We start from the raw sequence: 18,696 nt of genomic DNA, 5'->3' as shown, positions 1-18,696 counted from the left end.
TCACCGACCATGAGCAACTTCCAACTGGGTCTCATCATTGCTGGCGCCATCGTGCTGATCGTCGTGGTCGCGCACAACGCCTGGACGCACCATCGCAACGCGCCCCGTCGCGCCCGCCCATCGGACGGCTCCGCTCCGGCCGCCGACGACGGCACGCGCCACGAACCGGCCTTCGACGGCCCGCCGCTGGGCGAGGAGGGCGGGGGCGACCTGTCCGGCCACACCGTGGACCCGCGTGACGCGCTGCAACTGCCCGTGCCCCCGGCCGAGCGCCGCGGCGGGCTGGACGCGCTGGTCGACGCCATCGCCCCCATCACCGCCGAGCAACCCGTCTCGGGCGATGCCGCCCTGGCAGCCATGCCCACGACGCGCCGCGCCGGCAGCAAGCCGTTCGCCATCGAGGGCTGGAACGAATCCGCGCGCCAGTGGGAGACGCCCCGGCCCGGCCAGCGCTACCAGCTGCTGCAGGCCGGCGTGCAGCTGGCCAACCGCACCGGTGCGCTCAACGAGATCGAGTACTCCGAATTCGTCATGAAGACCCAGCAGTTCGCCGACGCGCTAAACGCCGCCGTGGACTTCCCCGACATGCTGCACGAGGTGGCGCGCGGGCGCGAACTCGACCAGTTCGCCAGCGACCACGACGCGCAGCTGACCTTCGTGCTGCGCGCCCGCCAGGCTGCTTGGAGCCCCGGCTACGTGCAGCAGAACGCCGCCCGCGTGGGCCTGATCCCCGGCGCCATGCCCGGGCGCATGGTGCTGCCTGCCGCCAGCGCCGGACTGCCGCCGGTGCTGACCCTGGCGTACGACGCGCAGGCCGCCATGTCCGACGACCCGGAGCAGTCCGCCCTGCGCGAGGTGTCCCTCAGCCTGGACGTGGCCCAGGTGGCGCGCGGCGAGCAGCCTTTCGCCCGCCTGCGCGAGGTGGCCCAGGAGCTGTGCGAGGCCATGGACGGTGTGCTGTGCGACCAGAACGGCATGCCTCTGCCGGCCATGGCCATCGACCCCATCGCCAGCGATCTCGAGCAGCTGTACGACCAGCTGGATGCGCGCGAGCTGTCGGCCGGCTCGGCCCTGGCGCGCCGTCTTTTCAGCTGAACGCGATGACCGGACAATCGGAGCTTTTTTCGGCCCCAGCGCCCAAGGGGCAAGCGCTGGCAGCTAGCAAAATCGTAGCGCTGCGCACGCAGCTGAACCGCTGGGCGCACGAGTACTACGTGCAGGACGCGCCCAGCGTGCCCGACGCCGAGTACGACCGCGCGTTCCAGCAGCTGCAGGCGCTGGAGGGTGCCTATCCCGACCTGGTCACGCCCGACTCGCCCACGCAGCGCGTCATCGGAGCCGTGATGGAGGGCCTGACGCCCGTGCGCCACCGCGTGCCCATGCTCAGCATCCGCACCGAGACCGATACCGAGGGCAGCGGCGCCGAAACCTTCGACGCCCGCGTGCGGCGCGAGCTGAAACTGCTCCCCGACGCCCCGCCCATCGAGTACGTGGCCGAGCCCAAGTTCGACGGCCTGGCCATGAGCCTGCGCTACGAAAGCGGCCGCCTGGTGCAGGCGGCCACGCGCGGCGACGGCGAGGTGGGCGAGGACGTCACGCACAACATCCGCACCATCCGCCAGATCCCGCTGACCCTGCCCCAAGGCGCGCCGCCGGTGCTGGAGGTGCGTGGCGAGGTCTACATGCGCCGGGCGGACTTCGAGCGCCTGAACGAGCGCCAGCGCGAGCGCGGCGACAAGACCTTCGTCAACCCGCGCAACGCCGCCGCCGGCGCCGTGCGCCAGCTCGACTCGAAAATAGCCGCGCAGCGCCGGCTGTCGTTCTTCGCCTATGGCCTGGGCGAAGTCACGGCGGCGGCCGAGGGCGGGCCCGAGTTCGCCTCGCACTACCAGCTGCTGCAGCAGCTGAAAAAGTGGGGTTTTCCGGTTTCTGACCTTGTACAGAAAGCGCTGGGCGCTCCTGAACTCATAGCGTATCACCAGCACGTCGGCGCCCTGCGCGACGCGCTGCCCTTCGACATCGACGGCGTGGTCTACAAGGTCGACAGCCTGCGGCTGCAGCGCCAGCTGGGCTTCGTCACGCGCGAGCCGCGCTGGGCCGTGGCGCACAAGTACCCGGCGCAGGAGATGCTCACACGCGTGGAGGGCATCGACATCCAGGTCGGGCGCACCGGCAAGCTGACCCCCGTGGCGCGGCTGGCGCCGGTGTTTGTCGGCGGTGTCACCGTCACCAACGCCACGCTGCACAACCTGTTCGAGATCCGCAAGAAGGGCGTGCGCGTGGGCGACCAGGTCATCGTGCGCCGCGCCGGCGACGTGATCCCCGAGGTGGTGGGCACCGTGCCGGCCGCGCTGGCGCCGGTGGCCCAGGCGCTGGCCGGCTCGGACGCGCTGGCCGACGCGGCCGCCGACGCCCAGGGCGAGGCGGCTGACGCCGGCCGCGCCGCGCCGCGGGTGCCCTACGTGCCCAACTTCCGCATGCCGCGCCAGTGCCCCGTGTGCGGCAGCGCCGTGGTGCGCGAAAAGGGCGAGGCCAACCACCGCTGCACGGGCGGCATCTTCTGCCCGGCACAGGCCAAGCAGGCGCTGCTGCACTTCGCGCAGCGCCGCGCCATGGACATCGAAGGCCTGGGCGAGAAGCTGGTGGACCAGCTGGTGGAAGGCCGCATCATCCGCGCGCTGCCCGACCTGTACCGGCTGGGCCTGTCCACCCTGGCGGCGCTCGATCGCATGGCCGACAAGTCGGCGCAGAACTTGCTGGCGGCGCTGGAGAAATCCAAGCACACCACGCTGGCGCGCTTTTTGTTCGCCCTGGGGGTCCGCCACGTGGGCGAGGCCACGGCCAAGGAGCTGGCGCGCCACTTCGGCACACTGGACGCCGTGATGGACGCCACGCCCGAGCAACTGCTGCAGGTGCCCGACGTCGGCCCCATCGTGGCCGACGCCATCCACGCCTTTTTTGCCGAGCCGCACAACCGCGAGGTGGTCGAGCAGCTGCGCGCCTGCGGCGTGACCTGGGAGGAGGGCGCGCCGCACGACGCCGCCGCCGTGCTGCCCCTGGCCGGCCAGACGGTGGTGCTGACCGGCACGCTGCCCACCCTGAGCCGCGAACAGGCCCAGGCGCTGCTGGAGGCCGCCGGCGCCAAGGTGGCCGGCTCGGTCAGCAAGAAGACCAGCTACGTCGTCGCCGGCGCGGATGCGGGCAGCAAGCTGGACAAGGCGCAGCAGCTGGGCATCACCGTGCTGGACGAGGCCGGCCTGCACGCGCTGCTGGCCGGCAGCCAGAGCGCCTGAAGCCGTGGCCCTGGCGCGTCGCACCCCCCGCGTGGGCCTGGCCCTGGGCAGCGGCTCGGCGCGGGGCTGGGCGCACATCGGCGTGCTGCAGGCGCTGGACGAGGCCGGCATACGGCCCGACATCGTCTGCGGCGCCTCCATCGGGGCGCTGGTGGGCGCGGCCTACGCGGCCGGCGAGCTGGAGCGCTTCGGCCAATGGGTGCAGAGCCTGGGCATGCGCCAGGTCTGGGGCTTCATGGACTTCAACCTCTCGGGCGGCATGCTCAAGGGTGAGAAGCTCATCGACTTCTGGCGCCGCAACTTCGCCGACTTCGACATCCAGGCCTCGCCCATCCCCTTTGGCGCCGTGGCCACCGACCTGCACTCGGGGGCCGAGGTCTGGCTGCGCGAAGGCTCCATCGCCGACGCCGTGCGCGCCTCCATCGCGCTGCCGGGCCTGTTCACCCCCGTGGCGCAGGAGGGCGGGCGGCTGCTGGTGGACGGCGGCATCGTCAACCCCGTGCCCACCTCGCTGGCGCGCGCCATGGGGGCGGACATCGTCATCGGCGTGGACCTGAACTCCGACATCTTGCACCGCCACCTGCAGCCGCTGGTGCTGGGGCCCGATGCCGAAGCCGCCGCGCCCGATGAGCCGCCGGCCGCCCAGGAAAGCAGCACCCCCGCCGACTGGCTGGGCCGCCTGAAGTTCTGGGACAACGGCCACGCCGGCAGCGCCCCCGGCCCGCAGGTGGCGCCCCTGCCGCGCAGCCCGTCGGTGCTGGACGTGGTCATGACCAGCGTGACCATCATGCAGATCCGCATCACCCGCAGCCGCATGGCGGGCGACCCGCCGGAGGTGGTCATCGCCCCCAGCCTGGCCCACCTGGGCGTGCTGGACTTCCACCGCGCAGCCGAGGCCATCCAGGAAGGCCGCCGCGCCGCCGAAGCCGCGCTGCCGCAGCTGCAACGCTTCATCCGTTGATATGGAATTGATAGCTGCCAGCGCTTGTCCCGCAAGGGCTGGAGGCCTTTTTTACGTGAAAACCTGCCGATGAAAGCCATCGACTTCCTGCGCCAGCGCGCCGCCGCCCTGCGCCCGCGCCTGGCCGCCTTGCTGCGGCGCCCGCAGCGTTGGCGCTCGCTGCACGGCCTGGCCTGGCTGGCGGCGGCGCTGGCCCTCGCCGGTGTGCTGTACCTGCTGGCGCTGTTCATCCTGACGCCCTCCATCAGCGACATCCGCAAGGCCAAGGCCGATCAGCCGGCGCAGCTGGTCTCCGAGGACGGGCGGCTGCTGGCCGAGTACAAGTGGGTCAACCGCGAATGGGTGCCTTTGGACCGCATCGCCCCGGCCGTGGTGGATGCGCTGATCGCCACCGAGGACCACCGCTTCTACGGCCACTGGGGCCTGGACTGGCGGCGCACGCTGGCCGCCGTGGTGCGCACCGCCGGTGGTGACCGCCAGGGCGGCTCCACCATCACCCAGCAGCTGGCGCGCAACCTCTACCCGGAGGAGATCGGCCGCGCGCCGACGCTGTCGCGCAAGCTCAAGGAGGCCGTGACGGCCTTCAAGATCGAGTGGAGCTACTCCAAGGACGAGATCCTGGAGACCTACCTCAACACCGTGCCGTTTCTCTACAACGCCTACGGCATCGAGATGGCCGCGCGCACCTACTTCGACAAGTCGGCCGACAAGCTGAACGTGCTGGAGAGCGCCACGCTGATCGGCATGCTCAAGGGCACGGCCTACTACAACCCCGTGCTCAACCCCGAGCGTGCCCAGGCCAGGCGCAACACGGTGCTGTCGCAGATGAAAAAGCGCGGCAAGCTGGAGGCGCAGGAGTACGACAAGCTGGTGCGCCGCCCGCTGCGCATCCGCTTCGAGCGCCAGAGCGAGATCGCCGGCCTGGCGCCGCACCTGGCGCAGCAGCTCAAGCGCCAGCTCATCGAATGGGCCGACCGGCGCGGCTACAGCCTGTATGCCGACGGCCTGGTCATCCGCACCACCATCGACGGGCGGCTGCAGGAGCTGGCCAACCAGTCGGTGCAGCAGCAGGGCAAGGCGCTGCAGCAGGTGGCCGACAAGGCCTGGGCCGCGCGCGGCGTGTGGACGGCCAAGAACCCGCTGGTGCAGCAGCTGGTGCGTGAATCGGCCACCTTTGCCAAGGCCGTGGCCGGCGGCGAGGGCGAGGACGCTGCCGCCAGCCGGCTGCTGGAGGACGCCGCCTTCCTGCGCGAGCTGCGCGCGGCCAAGACGCGGGTGCAGGTCGGCTTCATGGCGCTGGATCCGCGCAGCGGCGCGGTGCGCGCCTGGGTCGGCAGCCGCGACTATGCCCAGGACCCGTTCGACCACGTGCAGGCGGCGCGGCGCCAGCCGGGCTCCACCTTCAAGCCCTTCGTCTACGGCGCGGCCTTCGCCGCCGGCCGCTCGCCGCAGGACACGCTGCTGGACACGGCGGTGGAGATCCCCCTGGGCGGCGGCCAGGTCTGGCGCCCGCGCGACGGTAACGCGCCGCCCAGCGAGGAGCCCATGACACTGGCCGACGGCCTGGCGTATTCCAAGAACACCATCACGGCCCAGCTGATGAGCCAGGTCGGCCCGCAGCAGGTGGCCCAGCTGGCGCGCGCCATGGGCGTGCGCGAGTCGCCTCTGGAGGCCGTGCCCGCCCTGGCCCTGGGCACCAGCGCCGTCACCCTGAAGGAGATGGTGGCCGCCTACGGCACCATCGCCGGCGCCGGGCGCTACCGTGCGCCCCGAGTCATCACCCGGATCGAAGACGCCAGCGGCCGCGTGCTGGAGACCTTCGTCCCTGCCTCGCCCGAGCAGGCCCTGGGCGTGACGGCGGCCCAGCAGCTGCGCGACGCCCTGCGCGGCGCCGTGGACCACGGCACGGCCACGGCCATCCGCGGCCGCTACGGCATCCGCGCCGATGTGGCCGGCAAGACCGGCACCACGCAGGACAACACCGACGGCTGGTTCATCCTGATGCACCCGCAGCTGGTGGCGGGCAGCTGGGTGGGCTTCAACGACGGGCGCATCACACTGCGCAGCAACTACTGGGGCCAGGGCGCGCACAGCGCGCTGCCGGTGGTGGGCAGCGTGTTCCGGCAGGCGCTGCGCGGCAAGCTGATCGACGCCGGCGAGCGCTTCGTGCAGGAGGAAGACCCCAGCTGGTCCAGCCGCGCCGCCGGGGCCGTGGGCGCGCTGCGCAACTGGGTCTACGACCTGTTCGGCCGCCCCACCGGCGAGCAGGCGGGCCCGGCCGGCGCCCCGACTCCGGCACCTGAGCCGCCGCCGGCCCCAGCCAGCACGCCGCAGCCCGAACCAGTGCCCGAGGAGCGGCCCGAGATCACTGAGGCACCCCTGGTGCCGCTGGAGCAGGTGGCGCCGCGCCAGCCGTTACCGCCCGCGACCGACACGGCGCCGGTCTGGGTCACGGGCCCGGAAGAGGCGCCGCTGCAGGCGCCGGCAGGCGAGGGCGACGGCGAGCTGGGACCGCGCTAGGCCGGCGCCGGCGCAGCAGGATCAGCGGATGTCCATGCAGTGCATGCCGAACTGCCCGCTGCGGCGGTCGGCAAAGTAGCGCTCCAGCGTCGCCCGCACGGTGCGAAAGGCGATCTCGTCCCAGGGGATCTCGTCCTCGGCGAACAGGCGCGCCTCGATGGTTTCGTGGCCGGGGTTGAACTGCGCGCTGAGCAGCGTGGCCAGGTAGAACAGGTGCACCTGGCCCACCTGCGGCACGTTCACCAGCGTGAATAGCGGCCCCAGCACGATTTGCGCACCGGCTTCCTCGTCGGTCTCGCGCAGCGCGCCCTCGGCGGTAGTCTCGTCCAGCTCCATGAAGCCGGCGGGCAGCGTCCACTTGCCCCAGCGCGGCTCGATGTTGCGCTTGCACAGCAGCACGCGGCCGTCCAGTACCGGCACGGTGCCGACCACGTTCAAGGGGTTCTCGTAGTGGATGGTGCCGCAGGCCGGGCACACGGCGCGGGCGCGCGTGTCGCCGTCGTCGGGCACGCGGTACTCGACCGCCGCACCGCATTCGCGGCAGTGGCGGATGGGGCGGCGGGACAAGCTCATGCCACGGCGACGCGCAGCGTGCCCAGCCCGTCGATGCCGCCCTCCAGCACGTCGCCGCGCGCCACGGCTCCCACGCCCTCGGGCGTGCCGGTGAAGATCAGGTCACCGGGCTGCAGCGTCCAGCCGGCGGACAGGTGCTCGATGGTCTCGGCAATGCTCCAGATCAGCTGGCTGGTGCGGCTCGTCTGGCGCGGCTGGCCATTCACTTGAAGCCAGATGGCCGCGTCCTGCACGTTGCCGGCCTGCGCCGCCGGGGTGATGGGTCCGATGGGCGCGCTGGCGTCGAAACCCTTGGCGATGCACCAGGGCCGGCCCTGCTTCTTCATGTCGGCCTGCAGGTCGCGGCGCGTCATGTCCAGGCCCACAGCGTAGCCCCAGACGTGCTGCAACGCATCCTGCGCGGCGATGTTCGCGCCGCCGCGGCCGATGGCCACGACCAGCTCGATCTCGTGGTGCAGGTCGGCCGTGCGCGGCGGGTAGGGCAGGCGGCCCTCCTGCCCCGGGGGCACGGGCAGCACGGCGTCGGCCGGCTTCATGAAGAAGAAGGGTGCCTCGCGCCCGGTGAAGCCCATCTCTCGGGCGTGTTCGGCGTAGTTGCGGCCCACGCAGTAGATGCGGCGGACGGGGAACTGCTCGTCGCTGCCCGCCACGGGCACGGTGGCGAGGGGAGTGGGGGGAATGGCGTAGCGCATGGGTTCAGTCAAAGGCTTGCAGGGAAGCGCTGCAGTGTGCCACGCACTATGCTGCCCGGTTTGGCCCCTTTCCCCTCTCCCATCACCATGCCCCTGCAGCTGCCCTACGACTGGATCGCCCCCGACTGGCCCGCCCCGGCGCGCGTGCGCGCCTTTTGCACCACCCGCAGCGGCGGCGTCAGCGCCGCGCCGCTGGACAGCCTGAACCTGGGCCGCCTGGTGGGCGACGCGCCCGAGGCGGTCGCCGCCAACTGGACCATCGTGCAGGCGGTGATGGACGCGGACGGCAGCCCCGTCCACACGGTGCGCACCCGCCAGGTGCACGGCAGCCAGCTGCTGGCCGCCGACGCACGCACGCCCGAAGACCTGGAGGCCGACGCCTGCACCACCACCGAGCCGGGCGTGGCCTGCATCACCATGGCGGCCGACTGCCTGCCGGTGCTGCTGACCGACCGGGCCGGCACGCGCGTGGCCGCGGCCCACGCCGGCTGGCGCGGCCTGGCCGGCGGCGTGCTCGAAGAAGCCTTGAAGCCTTTTTGGCCTCCAGCGCCCGTGGATCAAGCGCCAGCAGCTATCAATAATGAAGCAGAAGTGATGGCCTGGATCGGCCCCGGCATCGGCCCGCCGGCCTTCGAAGTGGGCGCCGAGGTGCGCGAAGCCTTCATGGCCCACGACCCGGCCGCCGCAGGCTGCTTCAGCGCACTGGGCGGTGGCAAGTACCTGGCCGACCTGGCGGGGCTGGCGCGACAGCGGCTGCGCGCGGCCGGCGTCGCCGCCATTTATGGCAACGACAGTTCGCCCGCCTGGTGCACCTTCAGCCAGCCCTCACGGTTTTTCTCGCACCGGCGCGACAGCGCCGTCCTGGGGCGCAGCGGGCGCATGGCCGCCGGCATCTGGCTGGCCCACTGAGGGCGCAGCAGCTTCGGCGCCGGCGCGCCGTTCGCGCTCGCGCAGGGCGCGCTTGCGCCCCGGCGTGCCCAGGATGTAGAGCACGATGGACAGGGGCAGCAGCCCATACAGCGCAAAGGTGACGATCGCGCCCAGCACGGAGCCATTGGGCGCGCTGGCCTCAGCCACCGCCATCATCAGGGTGACATAGAGCCAGGCAATGGCGACCAGATACATGAGGGAATGATGAAAGTCAGGATTCGATGAAATGGACGGCAATGACCTGCCGCCCAGCCGGGACGGTGCGTTGCCGCGCTGCCGCCCCCTCGGTCACAATGCCCGACAGGCCACCGCACGCGGCGGCGGTGCGAAACCACAGGAGACAGCGACATGAATTTTGACGCAGGTTGGGCCGACGGCGCCCGTCACTGGCAAAACATGGTGGGCGAAGGCTGGAGCCGCATGCTGGCCACCCTGCAGGCGCCGGGCCTGGGCACCCTCGCCCCCGCCATGCAGCCGCACACCCCTGTGAGCTTCGACCGCGCCAAGCTGGAAGAACTGCAGCGCCAGTACCTGCAGGAGGTCAGCACCCTGTTCGCCCAGGGGCCGGCGGCCGCCGCAGGCGCCAGCGCCGACAAGCGCTTTGCCGGCGAGGACTGGGCGCACAACCCCCTAGCGGCGTATGCCGCTGCCATCTACGGGCTGCAGTCGCGCACCTTTTCCGCCCTGGCCGATGCGGTGCAGGCCGACGACAAGACGCGCGCGCGCATCCGCTTCGCGGTAGACCAGTGGCTGGCCGCCATGGCACCCAGCAACTTCCTGGCATTCAATCCGGAGGCGCAGCACAAGGCGCTGGAAACGCAGGGCGAGAGCATCGCCCGCGGCATGGCCAACCTGCTGCACGACATGCGCCAGGGGCACATCTCCATGACGGACGAGAGCCGCTTCCAGGTGGGCCGCAACGTGGCCACGACCGAGGGCGCGGTGGTGTTCGAGAACGAGCTGTTTCAGCTGCTCGAGTACAAGCCGCTCACGGACAAGGTGCACGAGCGGCCGTTTTTGATGGTGCCGCCGTGCATCAACAAGTACTACATCCTGGACCTGCAGCCGGCCAACTCGCTGATCCGCTACGCCGTCTCGCAGGGCCAGCGGACCTTCGTGGTCAGCTGGCGCAACCCCGACGAAACCCTGGCCGGCAAGACCTGGGACAACTACATCGAGGACGCCGTGATCACCGCCATCGAGGCGGTGCGCGAGATCGGCGGCACGCCGCAGATCAACGCGTTGGGCTTTTGCGTGGGCGGCACCATGCTGGCCAGCGCGCTGGCCGTTCTGGCCGCGCGCGGCCAGGAACCGGTGGCCAGCGCCACCTTTCTGACCACGCTGATCGACTTCAGCAACACCGGCATCCTGGACGTGTTCATCGACGAGGGCTTCGTGCGCCTGCGCGAGATGCAGATGGGCGCCGGCGGCCTGATGAAGGGCCAGGACATGGCCAGCACCTTCAGCTTCCTGCGGCCCAACGACCTGGTGTGGAACTACGTGGTGGGCAACTACCTGAAGGGCGAGACGCCACCGGCCTTTGACCTGCTGTACTGGAACAGCGACTGCACCAACCTGCCCGGGCCGTACTACGCCTGGTACCTGCGCAACTTCTACCTGGAAAACAGGCTGATCCAGCCCGGCGCGCTCACCGTGTGCGGAGAAAAGCTCGACCTGGGCCAGGTGAAGCTGCCGGTGTATATCTATGGCTCGCGCGAGGACCACATCGTGCCCATCGCCGCCGCCTACGCGTCCACCCAGACGCTGCCGGGCAAGAAGCGCTTCGTCATGGGCGCCTCCGGCCACATCGCCGGCGTCATCAATCCGCCGTCGGCTGGCAAACGGAGCCACTGGCTGCGCGAGGATGGCAAGTTCCCCGCCACGCTGCAAGACTGGCTGGCCGGCGCCACGCAGCAGCCCGGCAGCTGGTGGGAAGACTGGGCCACCTGGCTCAAGGGGCACGCCGGCAAGCAGGTGCCAGCACCCAAGGCCTACGGCCGCGGCCGCAAGTTCAAGGCCATCGAGCCGGCGCCGGGCCGCTACGTACAGCAAAAGGCCTGACCGGCCGTTTAGCTTCCTTTTCCTTCAACCCAGGAGCGACACACCATGGATCGCGACATCGTCATCGTTTCCGCCGTACGCACACCCGTGGGCAAGTTCGGTGGAGCTCTGTCCAAGACGCCTGCCACCGAGCTGGGCGCCACCGTCATCCGCGAGGCACTGGCGCGCGCCGGTGTGGCGCCCGACCAGGTGGGCGAGGTCATCATGGGCCAGGTGCTGGCGGCAGGCTGCGGCCAGAACCCCGCCCGCCAGGCCATGATGGCCGCCGGCGTTGCCAAGGAGACCCCGGCCCTGACCATCAACGCCGTCTGCGGCTCCGGCCTGAAAGCCGTCATGCTGGCGGCCCAGGCCGTGGCCACGGGTGACAGCGAGATCGTTGTGGCCGGCGGGCAGGAGAACATGAGCCTGTCGCCCCACGTGCTGAACGGCTCGCGCGAGGGCCAGCGCATGGGCGACTGGAAGCTGGCCGACACCATGATCGTGGACGGCCTGTGGGACGTCTACAACGGCTACCACATGGGCATCACAGCCGAGAACGTGGCCAAGCAGCACGGCATCACTCGCGAGATGCAGGACGCCCTGGCCCTGGCCAGCCAGCAAAAGGCCGTCGCGGCCCAGGACGCGGGCCGCTTCAAGGACGAGATCGTGGGCGTGCGCGTGCCGCAGAAAAGGGGCGACCCGCTCACGGTCGACCAGGACGAATACCCGAACCGCAAGACCAGCGCCGAGGCCCTGGCCGGCCTGCGTCCGGCCTTCGACAAGTCCGGCTCGGTCACGGCGGGCAACGCCTCGGGCATCAACGACGGCGCGGCCGCCGTGGTGGTCATGAGCGCTGCCAAGGCCCAGGCGCTGGGCCTGGAGCCGCTGGCGCGCATCCGCGCCTACGCCACCTCCGGCCTGGACCCGGCGACCATGGGCATGGGCCCGGTGCCTGCCTCGCGCAAGGCGCTGGCGCGCGCCGGCTGGCAGCCGCAGGACGTGGACCTGTTCGAGTTGAACGAGGCCTTTGCCGCGCAGGCCTGCGCCGTCAACCAGGTGCTGGGCGTCGACCCGGCCCGCGTCAACGTCAACGGCGGCGCGATTGCCCTAGGCCACCCCATCGGCGCCTCGGGCTGCCGGGTGCTGGTCACGCTGCTGCACGAGATGCGCCGCCGGGAGGCCAAAAAAGGCCTGGCCGCACTGTGCATCGGTGGCGGCATGGGCGTTGCCCTGGCCGTGGAACGCTAACAAAGCCGCATCCTCGGTATTTACGCGAGCAGGGGAGCGCCCCGAGTCTGGTTAGAGTGGCCAGGCCAACCATAGTCACAACAAGGAGAGCAGCATGAGCCAGAAAGTAGCGTACGTCACCGGGGGCATGGGGGGCATAGGCACCGCCATCTGCCAGCGCCTGCACCGCGAAGGGTTCAAGGTGATAGCGGGGTGCGGTCCCACGCGGGACTACCAGAAGTGGCTGGATGAGCAGAAGGCCCTGGGTTTCACGTTCTACGCCTCTGCGGGCAATGTGGGCGACTGGGATTCCACCGTGGCCGCCTTCGACAAGGCCAAGGCAGAGCACGGCAACATCGACGTGCTGGTGAACAACGCCGGCATCACGCGCGACCGCATGTTCCTGAAAATGTCGCGCGAAGACTGGGACGCAGTCATCGAGACCAACCTCAACTCCATGTTCAACGTGACCAAGCAGGTCGTGGGCGGCATGGTGGAAAAGGGCTGGGGCCGCATCATCAACATCTCCAGCGTGAACGGCGAGAAGGGCCAGGCCGGCCAGACCAACTATTCGGCCGCCAAGGCCGGCATGCACGGCTTCACCATGGCGCTGGCCCAGGAACTGGCGACCAAGGGCGTGACGGTGAACACCGTGGCACCGGGCTACATCGGCACCGATATGGTCAAGGCCATCCGCCCGGACGTGCTGGAGAAAATCGTCGCCACCGTGCCCGTCAAACGCCTGGGCGAGCCCAGCGAGATCGCTTCCATCATTGCCTGGCTGGCCAGCGACGAGGGCGGCTACACCACCGGGGCGGAGTTCTCCGTCAACGGCGGGCTGCACATGAATTGACGATCCGGCAATCGCAGACAACGAAAAAACCCGCGACCAGCGGGTTTTTTCATGGGAAAGCAAGAGGGGCAGGGGAGGGTCTGGCGGGTCTGCGCCCTGTTCAGACCAAGCGCCGGCAGGGGGCCGGTCGGGCCGCTTACAGGCGAACGGGTGCGCGCTTGCGGTCGCGTTCGTCTTCGGGCCAGGCGGACAGGATGCTGCTGTTCATAAGGGTTTACCTCCGTTGATGAGAGAACAACGCGCCGTCCTTGCCCGGCGTTGACAGCGTGTGCCAACAAAATGTGTGGTGTCGTGCCCGATCGTAAGAAACTACTGTTTTGATAGCTATCCGCGCTTGTTGCACAAGGGCTGAAGCCGTTTCTTACGCTTGACCCTGTAGCGCTTCCAGGGCCTCGCCCAATTCCAGCCAGCGCTCTTCCAGCTGCTCGATCTCATCGCTGCAGGCCTTCAGCCGCCGGCCGCAGTCGGCGATCTCGGCGGGCGGCAGGGGGGTGGCCAGGCGCTGCTCCAATTCCTCCTTCTCGGCGGACAGCTGGGCCAGCCGGGCGTCGATCTTCTCCAGCTCGCGGCGCAGAGGGCGGGTCTTCTCAGCCAGCTGCTGGCGGGCCTGGGCGCTGGCCTTGCGCTGCTCGCGCCCGCTGGCAGCCGGCGCGCGCTCGGCGGCGCTGTCCCCGGCGGGTCCGGCCTCGGCCGCGCGGGCGGCTTCGCGCAGGCGGCGCGACTCCTCCAGCAGGTAGCGCTGGTAGTCGTCCAGGTCGCCGTCGAAGGGCCCGACCTGGCCGCGGCCGACCAGCCAGAAGTCCTCGCAGACCGAGCGCAGCAGCGCCCGGTCGTGGCTGACCAGCATGACGGTGCCGTCGAAGTCCTGCAGCGCCATGGCCAGGGCCTCGCGTGTGGCCAGGTCCAGGTGGTTGGTGGGCTCGTCCAGCAGCAGCAGATTGGGCCGCTGCCAGACGATCATGGCCAGCACCAGGCGGGCCTTCTCGCCGCCGCTCATGCTGCCCACGGCCTGGCGCACCATGTCGCCGCTGAAGTTGAAGCTGCCGAGGTAGTTGCGCAGCTCTTGCTCACGCGAAGCGGCCGCGTCGGCGCCGGTATCGCGCGCCAGCCGCACCATGTGCTCCAGCGGGTTCTCGCCCGGGCGCAGCACGTCCAGCTCCTGCTGGGCGAAGTAGCCGATCGTCAGGCCCTTGCCCTCGGTGACCTTGCCAGCCAGCGGCGCCATCTCGCGTGCGATGGTCTTGACCAGCGTGGACTTGCCCTGGCCGTTGGCGCCCAGGATGCCGATGCGCTGCCCCGCCAACACCGAGCGGCTGACCCCGCGCAGGATGACGGTCTGCGCGCCGTCCTCCTGGACGTAGCCGAAGGACGCATCCGTGATCGCCAGCATGGGGTTGGGCAGGCTGGCCGGTTCACGGAAGGTAAAGGTGAAGTCGGCGCTGGCCAGCACCGGTGCCAGCCGCTCCATGCGCTCGATTTGCTTGACGCGGCTTTGCGCCTGCCGGGCCTTGGTGGCCTTGGCCTTGAATCGGTCGATGAAGCTTTGCAGGTGGGCGATCTTTTCCTGCTGGCGCTCATAGGCGGCCTGCTGCAGCACCAGCTGCTGGGCGCGCAGCTCCTCGAAGCGGCTGTAGTTGCCGCCGTAGCGGGTCAGCTGGGCGTTCTCGATGTGCAGCGTGACGCCGGTGACGGCGTCCAGGAACTCGCGGTCGTGGCTGATGACGATCAGCGTGCCGGCGTAGCGCTTGAGCCAGGCCTCCAGCCAGACCAGCGCGTCCAGGTCCAGGTGGTTGGTGGGCTCGTCCAGCAGCAGCAGGTCGGACGGGCTCATCAGCGCGCGCGCCAGCTGCAGCCGCATGCGCCAGCCGCCCGAGAAGCTGTTGACCGGCTGCTCCAGCTGCGCCGGCGCAAAGCCCAGGCCCAGGATCAGCGCCTGGGCGCGCGCCAGCGCATCGTGCGAGCCGGCATCAGCCAGGTCGGCGTGCAGCTGGGCGATGGCCATGCCGTCGCCTTCGTGCTGCGCGGCGGCGAGCTGCTGCTGCAGCCGGGCCAGGCGCTCGTCGCCGGCCAGCACGAAGGCGCTGGCGCTCTCGTCGGTCTCGGGCATCTCCTGCGCCACCTGGGCCATGCACCACTGCGGCGGGATGAAGAACTCGCCCCCGTCCTCGTGCAGATGGCCGGCCAGCAGGGCGAACAGGGAGGATTTGCCGGCGCCGTTGCGCCCGACCAGACCGACGTGCTCGCCGGGGTTGATGGTGGCGGACACGCCATCCAGCACGACCCTGGCGCCGCGGCGCAGGGTCACATTCTTCAAGGTGATCATCAGCTAGGGGAAAAGTCTTGCAGCGCGCGGCGCGTGACCAGCAGCACCTGGTCGTCGCCGGCGCTGGTGTCCAGCCACACCACGGGCAGGGCAGGAAAGGCGGCCTCGAAGTGGGGCCGCTCGTTGCCGATCTCCAGCACCAGCACGGCGTCCTCGCTCATGCAGGCCGCGGCGCCGGCCAGCAGGTCGCGCACGAAGTCCATGCCGTCGTTGCCGCCGGCCAGGGCGAGGCGCGGCTCGGCGCGGTATTCAGCAGGCAGGGCCGCCATGCTGCGCTCGTTCACGTAGGGCGGGTTGCACAGGATCAGGTCCCACGGGCCTGGCACCTGGGCCAGGCCGTCGCTGACCACCAGCGCGACACGCTCCTGCAGACCGTGGCGGTCGACGTTGATGCGCGCCACGGCCAGGGCGTCCGGGGACAGGTCGGCGCCGGTCACCTGCACCTCGGGCCAGGCCAGGGCGGCCAGCACGGCCAGGCTGCCGTTGCCGGTGCACAGGTCCAGCACCTGGCGTGTGTGCTCGCCCAGCCAGGGGTCGATGCTGCCGTCGGCCAGCAGTTCGGCGATGAAGCTGCGCGGCACGATGGCCCGCTCATCCACGTAAAAGGGCACGCCCTGCAGCCAGGCCTCGCGCGTCAGGTAGGCGGCGGGCTTGCGGGTGGCAATGCGTTCTTCAAAAAGTGTAGCTGCCCGCGCTTGGCTGGCGGGCGTTACAGGCTGATTTGCCACTGAATCGGGACCGTCGTCCAGCGGGCTGTCCAAAGGCAGGCCCAGGGACCACAGCGCCAGCCAGGCGGCCTCGTCGCGGGCGTTGGCCGTGCCGTGACCAAAGGCGACGCCGGCCTCGGCCAGGCGCCGCTCGCCGCTGGCCACCAGTTCGCCCACGGTGGCGCCTGACACGCGGGACGCGCCCGTCATGCAGCGGCCTGGGCGTTCAGGCGCTCCAGGGTGCGACGGTAAATGTTCTTCAGCGGCTCGATGTCGGCCAGGCGGATGTGCTCGTCGATCTTGTGGATGCTGGCGTTGGGCGGGCCGACCTCGACCACCTGCGGGCAGATCTGCGCCACGAAACGGCCGTCGCTGGTGCCGCCGGTGGTGGACAGCTCGGCCGTGAGGCCGGTCTCGTCGTGGATGGCGCCGCGCACGGCCTCCACCAGCGTGCCGGCGGGCGTCAGAAAGGGCTGGCCGCCCAGCGTCCAGGCCAGTTCGTAGTCCAGGCCATGGCGGTCCAGCACGGCGTGCACCTGCTGCTGCAGGCCCTCGGCCGTGCACTCGGTGCTGAAGCGGAAGTTGAAATCGACCACCACCTGGCCCGGGATGACGTTGGTGGCGCCGGTGCCGGCGTGCACGTTGCTGATCTGCCAGCTGGTGGGCGGGAAGAAGGCATTGCCCTCGTCCCAGCGGATGGCGGCCAGCTCGGCCAGGGCCGGCAGCGCCTGGTGGATGGGATTGCGTGCCAGCTGCGGGTAGGCGATGTGGCCCTGCACGCCGCGCACGGTGAGCCGGCCCGACAGCGTGCCGCGGCGGCCGTTCTTGACCATGTCGCCGGTCTGCTGCACGGCGGTGGGCTCGCCCACCAGGCACCAGTCCAGGCGCTCGCCGCGCGTGCGCAGGCGCTCTACCACCACACACGTGCCGTCGGTGGCGGGGCCTTCCTCGTCGCTGGTCAGCAGCAGGGCGATGGCGATGGCTGGCTCGGGCGTGGCGGCCAGAAACTCCTGCACCGCCACGACGAAGGCGGCGATAGAGGTCTTCATGTCGCTGGCGCCGCGGCCATACAACAGGCCGTCACGCTCGGTGGGGGTGAAGGGCGGGCTGCCCCACTGCTCCAGCGGACCGGTGGGCACCACGTCGGTGTGGCCCACGAAAACTATGGTTTTGATAGCTGCTTGCGCAGTATTGGCGGGCGCTGGAGCCCGTTTTGACCATAAATTGCAGACCTCGCCACTGTCCATGCGCTCATTGGCAAAGCCCAGCGGCGCCAGGCGCTCGGCCAGCAGATCCAGGCAGCCAGCGTCCTCGGGAGTGGTGGAAGGGCGGGCGATCAGTTCGCGGGCCAGTTGCAGCGTGAGGGTCATGAAAGGGGCAGGGCAGGGTCAGGCAGGCTTGACGTCGAGCACGATCTCGGTGAACGAAGGCACGTCGTCTTCCGGCGCCTGGTCGGCCTGGACCCGGGCCTGCGCGTCGCGCGAGGCCTGGGCGAAGTCGTTTTGCAGGCGCCACATCAGGTTGGTGGGCGAGTCGGCGTAGGCCAGGCCTTCCTTGCGCTCGATGCGGCCGTCCAGGATCAGGCGGGCCAGCGACTCCTCGAAGGTCTGCGAGCCTTCGGCCATGGATTTCTCCAGCGCCTCGCGCACGCCGGAGAAGTCACCCTTCTCGATCATGTCGGCCACCAGCTTGGTGTTGAGCATGACCTCGGCGGCCGGCACGCGCTCGCCGCTGGTGGTGCGCACCAGGCGCTGCGAGACGATGGCGTTCAGGGCCGAGGCCAGATCGCCCAGCATGGTGGGGCGCACCTCGACGGGGTAGAACGACAGGATGCGGTTGAGCGCGTGGTAGCTGTTGTTGCCGTGCAGCGTGGCCAGGCAGAGGTGGCCAGACTGGGCGTAGGCAATGGCGGCGGACATGGTCTCGCGGTCGCGGATCTCGCCGATCAGGATCACGTCCGGCGCCTGGCGCAGGGCGTTCTTCAGCGCCGTCTGCAGCGACTGGGTGTCCGAGCCGATCTCGCGCTGGTTGACGATGGAACGCTTGTTCTTGAACTGGTACTCGATGGGGTCTTCCACCGTCAGGATGTGACCGGTGAGCTTCTCGTTGCGCTCGTCGATCATGGCCGCCAGCGACGTGCTCTTGCCCGAGCCGGTGGCGCCCACCACCAGGATCAGGCCGCGCTTTTGCATGATCAGCTCGCCCAGCACTGGCGGCAGGCCCAGGGTGGACAGCTGCGGGATCTGCTGCGTGATGAAGCGCACCACCACGGCGAAGCTGCCGCGCTGGCGCATGGCGCTGATACGAAAACGCCCCACGCCAGACAGCGGCACGCCCATGTTCAGCTCGCCCGTTTCGCGCAGTTCCTCGATGCGCTCGGGCGGCACCACTTCGGCCAGCAGATTCAAGGGTGCCTCGACGGGCAGCAGCTGGTTGTTGATGGGCACGCACTCGCCGTTGATCTTGATGAGTGCCGGCGCGTTGGCCGACAGATAAACGTCCGAGGCCTTCTTCTCGGCCATCAGGCGCAGGATTTTCTCCATCGTGCTCATGCGTTGTCCCCTCCTCGGCTTTTGT

General features: G+C 70.1%; 15 protein-coding genes. 8 read left to right on the top strand and 7 right to left on the bottom strand.

The genetic code is table 11. The annotated features are described in order from the left end of the window. Positions 1-9 precede the first annotated feature (9 nt). From RT282_RS08530 to RT282_RS08515, 4 genes are all read left to right on the top strand, one after another. A complete protein-coding gene (locus tag RT282_RS08530) occupies positions 10-1,095 on the top strand; it encodes a cell division protein FtsZ (protein WP_312303008.1) in 1,086 nt (361 codons plus the stop codon). 5 nt (positions 1,096-1,100) lie between these two features. Beyond that, positions 1,101-3,293 (top strand): NAD-dependent DNA ligase LigA, encoded by a 2,193-nt coding sequence (ligA, locus tag RT282_RS08525; protein ID WP_313313220.1) that lies wholly within the window; start codon positions 1,101-1,103, stop codon positions 3,291-3,293. A gap of 4 nt (positions 3,294-3,297) precedes the next feature. Then, positions 3,298-4,254 (top strand): patatin-like phospholipase family protein, encoded by a 957-nt coding sequence (locus RT282_RS08520; protein WP_313313219.1) that lies wholly within the window; start codon positions 3,298-3,300, stop codon positions 4,252-4,254. Positions 4,255-4,323: 69 nt separating this feature from the next. Beyond that, entirely contained in the window at positions 4,324-6,774 is a 2,451-nt protein-coding gene (locus RT282_RS08515) for a transglycosylase domain-containing protein (RefSeq protein ID WP_313313217.1), read from the top strand. A 21-nt stretch (positions 6,775-6,795) separates the two neighbouring features. Here RT282_RS08515 and RT282_RS08510 read toward each other — a convergent pair whose 3' ends face one another. Both RT282_RS08510 and RT282_RS08505 read right to left on the bottom strand, forming a co-directional pair. Beyond that, positions 6,796-7,347, bottom strand: coding sequence for an NUDIX hydrolase (locus RT282_RS08510; protein WP_312760399.1), 552 nt, complete (start codon positions 7,345-7,347; stop codon positions 6,796-6,798). Further along, entirely contained in the window at positions 7,344-8,039 is a 696-nt protein-coding gene (locus tag RT282_RS08505; protein ID WP_313313215.1) for a fumarylacetoacetate hydrolase family protein, read from the bottom strand. The genes RT282_RS08510 and RT282_RS08505 overlap by 4 nt, the downstream gene beginning before the upstream one ends. Before the next feature lie 87 nt (positions 8,040-8,126). Here RT282_RS08505 and pgeF point away from each other — a divergent pair, with 87 nt between their 5' ends. After that, a complete protein-coding gene (gene pgeF, locus RT282_RS08500; RefSeq protein WP_313313213.1) occupies positions 8,127-8,948 on the top strand; it encodes a peptidoglycan editing factor PgeF in 822 nt (273 codons plus the stop codon). On the opposite strand, the gene RT282_RS08495 is transcribed toward pgeF, so the two are convergent. Continuing rightward, positions 8,865-9,164, bottom strand: a complete 300-nt coding sequence (locus RT282_RS08495; RefSeq protein ID WP_313079368.1) for a hypothetical protein — start codon at positions 9,162-9,164, stop codon at positions 8,865-8,867. The genes pgeF and RT282_RS08495 overlap by 84 nt on opposite strands. A 153-nt stretch (positions 9,165-9,317) precedes the next feature. Between RT282_RS08495 and phaC the strand changes: the two genes are divergently transcribed. The 3 genes from phaC (at position 9,318) to phbB (ending at position 13,089) form a co-directional block, all read left to right on the top strand. Next, positions 9,318-11,030: a class I poly(R)-hydroxyalkanoic acid synthase gene (gene phaC, locus RT282_RS08490; RefSeq protein WP_313313212.1), complete on the top strand. Its 1,713-nt coding sequence runs from the start codon at positions 9,318-9,320 to the stop codon at positions 11,028-11,030. Positions 11,031-11,075: 45 nt separating this feature from the next. Further along, the gene (locus tag RT282_RS08485) at positions 11,076-12,257 is read left to right on the top strand and encodes an acetyl-CoA C-acetyltransferase (protein WP_313313210.1); all 1,182 of its coding nucleotides are present in this window, start codon (positions 11,076-11,078) and stop codon (positions 12,255-12,257) included. 94 nt (positions 12,258-12,351) lie between these two features. Then, on the top strand, positions 12,352-13,089 hold the full coding sequence (phbB, locus tag RT282_RS08480; protein WP_312759940.1) for an acetoacetyl-CoA reductase: 738 nt from the start codon (positions 12,352-12,354) through the stop codon (positions 13,087-13,089). A 361-nt stretch (positions 13,090-13,450) separates the two neighbouring features. On the opposite strand, the gene RT282_RS08475 is transcribed toward phbB, so the two are convergent. The 4 genes from RT282_RS08475 to RT282_RS08460 are packed head-to-tail and all read right to left on the bottom strand — an operon-like array spanning position 13,451 to position 18,671. Next, positions 13,451-15,412, bottom strand: a complete 1,962-nt coding sequence (locus RT282_RS08475; RefSeq protein ID WP_312759942.1) for an ATP-binding cassette domain-containing protein — start codon at positions 15,410-15,412, stop codon at positions 13,451-13,453. Then, a complete protein-coding gene (gene prmB, locus RT282_RS08470) occupies positions 15,412-16,329 on the bottom strand; it encodes a 50S ribosomal protein L3 N(5)-glutamine methyltransferase (protein WP_313313207.1) in 918 nt (305 codons plus the stop codon). The genes RT282_RS08475 and prmB overlap by 1 nt, the downstream gene beginning before the upstream one ends. After that, positions 16,326-17,489, bottom strand: a complete 1,164-nt coding sequence (gene dapE, locus RT282_RS08465; protein ID WP_313313205.1) for a succinyl-diaminopimelate desuccinylase — start codon at positions 17,487-17,489, stop codon at positions 16,326-16,328. The genes prmB and dapE overlap by 4 nt, the downstream gene beginning before the upstream one ends. 18 nt (positions 17,490-17,507) lie before the next feature. Further along, on the bottom strand, positions 17,508-18,671 hold the full coding sequence (locus tag RT282_RS08460) for a PilT/PilU family type 4a pilus ATPase (RefSeq protein WP_313313203.1): 1,164 nt from the start codon (positions 18,669-18,671) through the stop codon (positions 17,508-17,510). Between the last annotated feature and the right edge of the window lie 25 nt (positions 18,672-18,696).

This window comes from Pulveribacter sp. (assembly GCF_032079985.1).
Taxonomy (GTDB): Bacteria; Pseudomonadota; Gammaproteobacteria; order Burkholderiales; family Burkholderiaceae_C; genus Melaminivora.
This window is presented reverse-complemented; position numbering and strand designations above follow the sequence as displayed.